General features: G+C 65.9%; 7 protein-coding genes. 2 read left to right on the top strand and 5 right to left on the bottom strand.

All coding sequences use genetic code 11. From position 1 onward, the window contains the following. From AC25M7_RS15700 to AC25M7_RS15680, 5 genes are all read right to left on the bottom strand, one after another. The coding region (locus tag AC25M7_RS15700) for a two-partner secretion domain-containing protein (protein WP_486971242.1) at window positions 1-3,114 on the bottom strand (3,114 nt) is incomplete at its 3' end. A gap of 23 nt (window positions 3,115-3,137) precedes the next feature. Further along, window positions 3,138-4,847 (bottom strand): ShlB/FhaC/HecB family hemolysin secretion/activation protein, encoded by a 1,710-nt coding sequence (locus AC25M7_RS15695; protein WP_486971241.1) that lies wholly within the window; start codon window positions 4,845-4,847, stop codon window positions 3,138-3,140. Between the two features lie 206 nt (window positions 4,848-5,053). Continuing rightward, window positions 5,054-6,472 carry a short-chain fatty acid transporter gene (locus AC25M7_RS15690; protein WP_062360297.1) on the bottom strand — a complete coding sequence of 473 codons (1,419 nt, stop codon included), beginning with the start codon at window positions 6,470-6,472 and terminating at the stop codon, window positions 5,054-5,056. A 137-nt stretch (window positions 6,473-6,609) separates the two neighbouring features. Next, entirely contained in the window at window positions 6,610-7,266 is a 657-nt protein-coding gene (locus AC25M7_RS15685) for a CoA transferase subunit B (RefSeq protein WP_028691538.1), read from the bottom strand. A gap of 35 nt (window positions 7,267-7,301) precedes the next feature. Continuing rightward, on the bottom strand, window positions 7,302-8,000 hold the full coding sequence (locus AC25M7_RS15680; protein ID WP_069016620.1) for a CoA transferase subunit A: 699 nt from the start codon (window positions 7,998-8,000) through the stop codon (window positions 7,302-7,304). Window positions 8,001-8,119: 119 nt separating this feature from the next. Between AC25M7_RS15680 and AC25M7_RS15675 the strand changes: the two genes are divergently transcribed. Continuing rightward, entirely contained in the window at window positions 8,120-9,025 is a 906-nt protein-coding gene (locus AC25M7_RS15675; protein ID WP_028691540.1) for a LysR family transcriptional regulator, read from the top strand. Further along, window positions 9,013-9,834: an aldo/keto reductase gene (locus AC25M7_RS15670; protein WP_486971240.1), complete on the top strand. Its 822-nt coding sequence runs from the start codon at window positions 9,013-9,015 to the stop codon at window positions 9,832-9,834. Before AC25M7_RS15675 ends, AC25M7_RS15670 begins: the two co-directional genes overlap by 13 nt. Window positions 9,835-9,847 lie beyond the last annotated feature (13 nt).

The following is a 9,847-nucleotide window of genomic DNA, read 5'->3' as shown; positions in this document are numbered from 1 at the left end:
GCTGCTCAGCTCGGCGTCGGTGTTGTCGAGGCTGGCGGCGCCGATATCGAGGTCACCCTCGCTGGTCAGCAGCCCCTTGCCGTTGTCGAGCGCCTGGCCGAGGCGCAGGCGCACGCCCTGCTCGCCGGAAACACGCCCATCGCGGTTGTCCAGGGTCTGGCCGTCGAGGGTCAGTTGGCCCTTGCCGCGCAGCAAGCCCTGGGCCTGGTTGATGACCTCGGCTACCGTCAGCGCCAGGTCGGTTTCGGCCAGGACCTGGCCGCCGGTGTTGTCCAGGCGCTGCCCGGTCAGGCTCAGCGCCTTGGCCGCGGACAGCTCACCGCCACGGTTGTCGACGCTGCCCACGGTCAGGCGCATGCCCTGCCCGGCGCCCAGCACGGCGCCCTGGCGGTTGACCAGCGAATCGCCCTTGAGGGTCAGCTTGCCGTCGGCGGACAGCTTGCCGCCGAGCTGTTCCAGACGCGTGACCTGCCCATCAAGATCGCCGCCGCTGGTCAGGCTGCCACCGCTGTTGTCCAGGTACGCAGCGACCAGGTCCAGGTTGCCCTTCGCGCCGAAAATGCCGAGCTGGTTAAGCAGTTCGGTGCCATTGAAGCGCACCCCGGCCTGGCCGCTGACCAGGCCCTGGTCGCGGTTGTCGAGGTGGTCAATGGTCAGCGTCATCGCGCCATCGCCCTCGATCTTGCCACCGCGGTTGTCCCAGTGCTGGCCATGCAGGGTCAGCAGGTCCTTGCCCTGCAACCGGCCACCACGGTTATCCAACTGCCCCGCGTCGATATCAGTGGTACCCTGGCCATTCACCAGGCCCTTGGCCTGGTTGTCCAGCAGGCCGGTGACCTTGGCGGTCAGCGTGCCATCGCTGAGCAGCTTGCCTTGCTCGCGGTTGTCGAGGCTGGCGGCGTTCAGCGTCATTGCCTTGCCTGCGGCCAGCACGCCCTGGCGATTGTCCAGCGCCTGCGCGACCACCAGTTCCAGCGCCCCACCCGTGACCATACCCTCACGGTTGTCGAGGCTGCCGGCCTTTACCTGGCCGTGACCGGTGCTGGAGATCTCGCCGTGCTGGTTGTCGATGGCTGCGCGGGTGGTCAATACCAGGCCGGACTTGCTGGTGACCACGCCGCCCTGGTTGTGCAACGCCAGGGCCTGGATATCCAGGCCCTCGGCCGAGACCAGGCCATCCAGGTTGTCGAGCAACTGATCGAGGCGCACGGTCAGGGCCTGCTCGCTGTAGAACTTGCCACCGGTGTTGTCGAGACTGCGGCCCGTCAGGCTGAAGGCGCCCTTGCTGAAGATCTCGCCACGCTGGTTGTCGATATCGGCCATCTGCCGCAGACGCAACTGGTTGGCGACGATCTCGCCGTCGCGGTTGTCCAGCCGGCCATGGTTCAGGTCAAGGGTCAGCTCGGTGACGCTGCTCAGGTGGCCACCTTGCTGGTCGAGCCGACAGACGTTGACCGTGACCGCCTGGTTGCCGCTGATATGGCCGCCCTGACCGTTGTTCAGGGCCTGGGCGGTAAGGTCAAGGGAAGTCTGGCTGGCGATCCGGCCGGTCCGATTGTCGACCAGTCCCTGGCTGGTGACGGTAATGCCCCGGTTGGCCAGGACCTTGCCATTGCGGTTGTCCAGGCTACCGAGGTTCAGGGCCAGGACATCGAGGCTGGACAACTCGCCGGCCTGGTTGTCGAGTTGGGTCCAGGTGGCGTTCAGCGCGCCTTGGCTGGTGATCTGGCCACGGTCGCTGTTAAGCAGTTGCCCACCGGCCAGGGTCATGCGCCCGTCCGCGACAACCTTGCCCTGCTGGCGGTTATCCAGCGTTGCGGCGTTGATGTCGACATGGCGCCCGGCGCTGAGACTGCCGCCCTGGTTATCCAGGCGGCCACCCGTGGACAGCGTCAGGTCACCACTGGCGATCAAGCGCTGGTTGCGGTTGTCCACGGCACCGGCGTTGACATTCAGGTCGGCATCGGCCACGCGGTTGCCAGCGGCGTCGATACCCGCCTGGATACCGCCGAGGTTGCTCAGTTTGCCAGCCGCGTCCAGTTGTACCGAACCTGCAGCGGTCAGCCCCTGGCGGTTGACCAACTCTCCGCGGCTGTCCAGCTGCAGTTGCTTGCCGGCATGCACCGGGCCCTGCGCATCAATGGTCTGCGCCTGCAGGCGTACGTCCCCGGTGGCACTGGCCTGGGCCATGCGCAACTGACCATTGGCATCGAGCTGGATATCGCCACCGCTGGCGATCATCCGCCCGTCGAGGCGCACACCGACACCGGCCTCGGTGCCGACCAGCCTGACCGCGCCGGCATACATGCCGCCCAGCGAGCTGGAGTCGATCGCCAGGCTCGGCTTGGCGCTGCCGTCGTCAGCACGCGCGGTGGCCGCCAAGGTGCGGGCATCGACATCGTTGCGCCCGGCGACGATGGCCAGGTTGCGGGCCTGGATCTCGGCGTTGATCTTGGTACTGCGGGCAATCAGCTCGAAGCTGTCGACGTTGCTGGCGTTGATTCCCGCCCCTTCGATGGCGATGTGGCCCTGGTCGACCTGGTAGCGGGTCAGCTGGCCGTTCTCGATCACCGGCTTGCCGGTACTGAGTGTCGCCTGTGGCGTGTTGATGAAACCGCAGCCATCACAGGTAATGCCATGGGGGTTGGCGACGATGACATGCGCCCCGCGTCCGGCCACTTCGGTATAGCCGCGCAGCTGGCTGGCGTTGGCGCCGTTGACCTCGTTGAGGATGACATTGGCCGCCGCCCCCTGCAGGTTCGGGTTGCCAAGGATGATCCCGCCCAACTGGGTAGCCTGGGTACGATCGGTGGCATTGTTGAGGATCAGCCCCTGTTGACCGACGTTGTAGTCGCTGAACTGGTTGTGCGACAGCCCGCTGCCGTTGGGCGCGGCAATGTTGACGATCGGCACGCCATTGCCCGCCTGGCCGAGGCTGGTGCCCGGCCCGCTGACCACCACGCCTTCGGCGGCCTGCGCCCACAGCGGCTGCCAGAACATGGCGTTGGCCAGCAGGAAGGCCAGGCCACGCTTGGGCAACCCGCAGAAATGCTCACGGGGCTGAATTTCGGCCGAGCGTTGGCGGGCCAGGAAGGCAAACAGGCGGACGTCCATGTCAGGTCTCGTGAATCAGGCGGTCAAATGAAGAAGTCCAGGCGGAAATACACCGGGCGTTCCTTTTCGGTCAGCACGTCGGGGCGTTCCAGGCTGTGGGCGAAGGTCACGCTGGCGGCCATGTGCTGGCCGCGGGCGAACAGCTCCAGCGAATGGCTGCTGGCACGGCCGTGATACTCGCCGTTGTAGCGATCGTTGCGGATTACCCCGAGGTCGTAGCCCAGGCCCAGGCCGTACTCGGCCACCAGCGGTTGCAGCAGCGGCCAGTTCACCGGGCGGGTCCAGCGCAGGTCGTTGCGCCAGTAGCCGCCGCTGTCGCCGGACAGCGACTGGTCCTTCAGGCCGCGCACCGACGACAGCCCGCCAAGGCTGATGCGCTGCGGGCTGAACAGCACGTCTTCGCTGCGCTGGCCGGTGGCCAGGCTGGTGAAGCTCAGGCGCTCGCCAAAGAGCTGGAAACCCTGCACGTAGCTGAGCGTGGCGCTGTACTTGCGGTAGCGCGCCACCGGCTGGCCCGGGCGTGGATGGCCGTTGTCCTGGGCGTCGAAGGCGCCGATGCCCTCCTGGGTGCCCAGGTCGAGGTTGACGAAGGCATTGCCCAGGCGCCGGCCATGGTTGATGCCGAACTGCGCCTCGCTGAGGCGGTTGCTGCTGCCGGCCAGGCGGCTGTCCTCGATGTAGTTGTTGGTGCGCAGGTGGGCCATGCCGGCATTGAGCGAGGTCTTGCTGGTGGCATCGCGGTGCACCACGCGCTCGGCGCGCAGTTGGTGGTTCTGGCTGTCGCCGGTCTGCTTGAAGGCAAAGCCGTTGGCCTGGGCCAGGGAGCGGTATTCGCTCTCGCTGTAGCTGTAGGTGAAGTTCCACCAGCCCCAGGGCAGGTTGTAGAACAGCACGCCGTTCTTCGAACCCTGGGTGTGATCGCTGACCACGTCGTGGCCGCCGCGCAGCATCAGCTGGTCAGCCAGGCCCAGCGGGCTGTCCCATTCCAGGCCGAGGTTGAGCATCTGCTCGCCGGTGCTGCGCTGGCCTTCGTTGTTGCGCGACAGCGAAGCGCGCCAGGGTTTCTGTTGGGTGTTGCGCACCAGCACTTCGCTACCGCCGACGGCCTTGCCCGGGGTCAGCTCGATCTGCGCCTTGTTCGACGGCAGGCGGTTGAGCTGGTCGACCATCTGCTCGATCTCGCGCAGGTTCAGGCGCTGGTCGATAGCGCCGGGGAAGGCCATGGCCAGTTCGCGGTCGCTCAAGCCGCTGTTCGAGTCCGGGCGCAGCCCCTCCAGGCGCCCTTCCACCACCAGCACCTGCAGGTGGCCCGAGGACAGGTCCTGCTGCGGCAGGTAGGCGCGGCTGGTGACCAGGCCGCGCCCCAGGTAATGGTCGGTGATGGCCTTGAGCAGGGCATTGAGCTGGGTGACGCCCAGGCACTGGTCGATGAAGGGCTTGAGCAGGCGGTCGCGGTCGGCGGCGGACAGGCTGTCGGCGCCCTTGAGTTCGATGGTGTGGATGGTGAAGCAGCGGCTGTCGGCCGCCGGTTGCGCTTCACCGGGTTCGGCGGCCTTGCCGGGCAGGTTGCGCAGTTCTTCGAGGCGGCGTTGCTGCTCTTCAAGCAGGCGGTCCTGGCGGTCGCGGATCAGGTCCTGGTCACCGGGTGAAACGGCCCAGGCCAGAGGGCAGCACAGCAGGCTGACAAGCGCACAGAGGGCCGTTTTGCGCCCTGAAACTAGACGTCCCGCCATGACCAATCCCTGGTGAACAGTGCAAAGTGGCGGGCATACTATTTTGCCATCATATTGGCGTCAATTTGCCATCACCCGGTTTTTTGTAACACCGCTCTCCGTGTTGAATGAAACCATTGAGATAGAGCTGTTGCGCTACAGAGAAAAATTTTTGCCCTGTCGCCGTGAACGATGTGGAGCTGCCGTGCAGCTCCACGACTTGGGCCTTACGGCATCACCGGCGGCACATACTGCAAGGTCGTGCCCAGCGCCCACAGCAACACCAGCACCAGCGGCACATGCACCAGCAACTGCACGAACGAGAAGCCGATCAGGTCGCGCGCCTTTAGCCCCAGCACCCCCAGCAGCGGCAGCATGTAGAACGGGTTGATCAGGTTCGGCAGCGCCTCGGCGGCGTTGTAGATCTGCACCGCCCAGCCCAGGTGGTACTGCAGGTCGTTGGCCACCAGCATCACGTAGGGCGCCTCGATGATCCATTTGCCGCCGCCGGACGGAATGAAGAAACCGAGCACCGCCGAGTACACGCCCATCAGCAGCGCATAGGTGTCATGGGTGGCGATCTGGGTGAAGAACACCGAGATATGGTGCGCCAGGGTCTGGGCGTCCGCGCCCTTGACCTGGGTGAGGATGGCGGCGATCGAGCCATACAGCGGGAACTGGATCAACACCCCGGTGGTGGTCGGCACGGCACGCGTCACCGCGTCGAGGAAGCTGCGCGGACGCCAGTGCAACAAGGCGCCGAGCATGATGAACAGCAGGTTGTAGGTGTTCAACCCGGAAATCGCGGTGATCGCAGGCTTGGTGGCGAACTCCTGGTACAGCCAGCCGGCGGCCAGGGCAACCAGCAGCAGGATCAGGATCGGGCTGTATTCCAGCCACTCGCCCGGGCGGGTGCGCTGTGGCGAAGGCGGCGCGCTGAAGCTCGGGTCGACGCCGCAGTCCTGTGCGCTGCGGGCGCTGTTCGGCCCAGGCGCGGTGGCATAGGCCACGACCAGCGAGACGACCACCAGCGCGGCAAGCATCACCCCGGACTGCCAGAGGAAGATGGTCTCGGTGAACGGGATCACCCCGGTGATCGACAGGATCGATGGCGGCAGGCTGGCCGGGTTGGCCTGCAGCTGCGCGGCCGACGACGACAGGCCCAGCGCCCACACCGCGCCCAGGCCCAGGTAGGCGGCGGCACCGGCGGCGCGGTAGTCCATCTTCAGGTCGCTGCGACGGGCCAGGGCGCGTACCAGCAGGCCGCCGAACACCAGCGACAGGCCCCAGTTGAGCAAGGAGGCGAGCATCGAGATCAGCGCCACCCAACACACCGCCGAGCGGCCGTTCTTCGGCAGGCGCGCCAGGCGGTCGATCAACCGGGCAGCGGGTGGCGAGCTGGCCACCACATAACCGCCGATGACCACGAAGGCCATCTGCATGGTGAACGGAATCAGGCTCCAGAAGCCGTCACCGAAGGCCTTGGCGGTGTCGGTGGGCTTGCCGCCCATGGCCAGGGCGCCGAGGGACACCAGCATCACCGCCAGGGCGGCGAACACCCAGGAGTCGGGGAACCAGCGTTCGGCCCAGTTGGAGCAGCGCAGGGCAAAGCGGGCGGAGCGGCTGTCTTGGATATCAGCGGCCACGATGTTTTCCTTTTTCTGATTTTTATAGGAATGAAACGGCGTCGCCCCATCGCGGGGCAAGCCCGCTCCCACGAGGGATGCGTGGTCCTTCGTGGGAGCGGGCTTGCCCCGCGATGGGGCGCTTGCAACGGTGCTGCTTAGAAAGTCATTTCCTGCACATCGTCCGGCACGATCAGCTTGCCGGCGGTCTTCTCGATGATTTCCTCGATGCTCACGCCCGGGGCGGTCTCGCGCAGGATGAAGGCGCCGTTTTCGATCTCAAGGTAGGCCAGGTCGGTCAGCACCTTGCGGATGCAGCCGGCGCCGGTCAGCGGCAGGCTGCACTTGGGCAGCAGCTTGGACTCACCGTCCTTGGAGGCGTGGGTCATGGTAACGATGATGTTGTCGGCACCGGCCACCAGGTCCATGGCGCCGCCCATGCCCTTGACCAGCTTGCCGGGGATCATCCACGAGGCGATGTTGCCCTCCACGTCCACCTCGAAGGCGCCGAGCACGGTGAGGTCGACATGGCCACCACGGATCATGGCGAAGGATTGCGCCGAATCGAAGATCGACGCGCCACGGCGGGCGGTGACCGTCTGCTTGCCGGCGTTGATCATGTCAGCGTCGATCGTGGCTTCGGTGGGGAACTCGCCCATGCCCAGCAGGCCGTTCTCCGACTGCAGCATCACTTCCATGCCGTCGGGTACGTAGTTGGCCACCAGGGTGGGGATGCCGATGCCGAGGTTGACGTAGTAGCCGTCCTTCAGTTCACGGGCGACGCGTTGCGCCATTTGTTCGCGGGTCAATGCCATGGTCAGGATCTCTTTGTTGTTCTTGAGGGCGGCGCTCAGGCCTTGACGGTGCGCTTTTCGATGCGCTTCTCGAAGGTGCCGACGATGACCCGGTCGACATAGATGCCCGGGGTGTGGATCTCGCTGGGCAGCAGCACGCCGGGCTCGACGATCTCTTCGACCTCGACCACGGTGATCTTGCCGGCAGTGGCGGCCAGCGGGTTGAAGTTCTGCGCGGTGTTGCGGTACACCACGTTACCGTAGTGGTCAGCCTTCCAGCCTTTGACAATGGCGAAGTCGCCGGTGATGGATTCTTCGAGGATGTATTTGCGGCCGTTGAACTCGCGTACTTCCTTGCCTTCGGCAACCGGGGTGCCGTAACCGGTGGCGGTGAAGAAGGCCGGGATGCCGGCGCCGCCGGCACGCATCTTCTCGGCCAGGGTGCCTTGCGGGGTGAGTTCCACTTCCAGTTCGCCGCTGAGCAGCTGGCGTTCGAACTCGGCGTTCTCGCCGACGTAGGAGGCGATCATCTTGCGGATCTGCCGGTCCTCGAGCAGCACGCCCAGGCCGAAGCCGTCGACGCCGCAGTTGTTGGACACCACGGTCAGGCCCTTGACGCCGCGGCGCTTGATCTCGGCGATAAGGTTCTCGGGGATGCCGCACAGGCCAAAGCCGCCGGCCAGCACGGTCATGTCGTCGCTCAGGCCCGCCAGGGCCTCTTCATAAGTTGCTACACGCTTGTCCAGTCCGGCCATGCTCAGTCGCCTTTTGTAGTTGTTGGAACCGTACGGTCATCTTCACTGTAGTCGACTGATTTGTTAATTTTGTTTTCGTCATCGATTGATAATTTTTACAAAACAAAAGGCCACTCCTCATGAACGTCAAGCAGCTGCGCGCCTTCGTCACCGTGGCCAAGTACCAGAGCTTCGCCCAGGCCGGCGAGCATCTGCACGTCTCGCAACCGGCCCTGAGCCTGACCATCAAGGCCTTGGAGGACAACCTGGGCGGCGCCCTGCTCACCCGCACCACCCGCAGCGTCAGCCTGACTCCCGAGGGTGAGGTGCTGCTGCCCCTGGCCCGGCGCCTGCTGGCCGACTGGGACGACACCGAGGAGATGCTGCGACAGCGTTTTACCCTGCAGCTGGGGCGGGTCTCGGTGGCGGCCATGCCGGCCTTCGCCGGCAACCTGCTGCCGCAATCGCTCAAGGTGTTCCGCCAGCGCTACCCCAAGGTCAACGTCACCGTGCACGACGTGATCAACGAGCAGGTGCTGGAACTGGTACGCCACCGTCGCGTCGAACTGGGCATCGGCTTCGAGCCTGAAAGCAGCGAGGCGCTGCGTTTTCACCCGCTGTACATGGACCGCTTCGTCGCCGTGGTACCGGCCGACTCGCCCCTTGCCCACCAGCCTCAGGTGCGTTGGCAGGAGCTGCTGGCCGAGGATTTCATCGCCCTGCAACGGCCTTCGGCGGTGCGCCTGCTGCTTGAGCAGCACCTGGCCGCCAACCATGGCAAGCTGGCAGTGGCCTTCGAAAGCCACCAGCTGTCGACCATCGGTCGCATGGTCGCCAGCGGCCTGGGCGTCAGCGCGGTGCCGGCGCTGTGCATCGGGCAGATGCAGGAGCTCGGCGCCCGTTGCGTGCCGTTGGTCGAACCGACCGTGGAGCGGCGCATCGGCGTGATCGCCCTGGGCGATCACAAACTGTCCAAGGCCGCCGAAGCGCTGCTCGATGTGCTGCTGACCCATACCCATCCACAGGAGGTGACATGCGTTACGTGAATCTTGCGGGTTCCCGCGTTCCGGCCATCGGCCAGGGTACCTGGTACATGGGCGAAGATCCGGGCCGCAGGGCCGCCGAGGTGGCGGCGCTGCAACAGGGTATCGAGCTGGGCCTGGGCCTGATCGACACTGCTGAAATGTACGCCGAGGGCGGCGCCGAGCAGGTGGTCGGCCAGGCCATCTCCGGGCGTCGCGACCAGGTGTTCCTGGTCAGCAAGGTCTACCCGCACAATGCCAGCCGACGCGCTGTGCCGGCCGCCTGCGAGCGCAGCCTCCGGCGCCTGGGCACCGACTGCATCGACCTGTACCTGCTGCACTGGCGCGGCCAGTATCCGCTGGAGGAGACCGTCGAAGCGTTCGAGCGCCTGGTCGAGCAAGGCAAGATCCGTCGCTGGGGCGTGTCCAACTTCGACCTTGACGACCTGCGCGAGCTCGACAACCCCGCCTGCGCCACCAACCAGGTGCTGTACAACCCAGCCGAGCGCGGCATCGAGTTCGACCTGCTGCCGTGGAGCCGCCAGCAGGGCTTGCCGACCATGGCCTACTGCCCGCTGGCCCAGGCCGGGCGCCTGCTGCGCCATCCGGTGATGACGCAGGTCGCTGAGCGCCACGGTGCTACGCCGGCCCAGGTGAGCCTGGCCTGGGTGACGCGGGGTGAAGGGGTAATCGCGATTCCCAAGGCGGTCAATCCAGAGCATGTGCGCCTGAATGCGGCGGCGGCCGACCTGGTGCTTGCCGAAGAAGACCTGCAAGACATCGAGCAGGCATTCCCCGCTCCGACACGCAAGCAGCGCCTGGCGATGGTCTGAGTTGCCTGCACGA

Source organism: Pseudomonas sp. P106(2024), assembly GCF_057480815.1.
The sequence above is the reverse complement of the archived record's forward strand: the minus strand, read 5'-3'. Positions and strand labels throughout refer to the sequence as shown.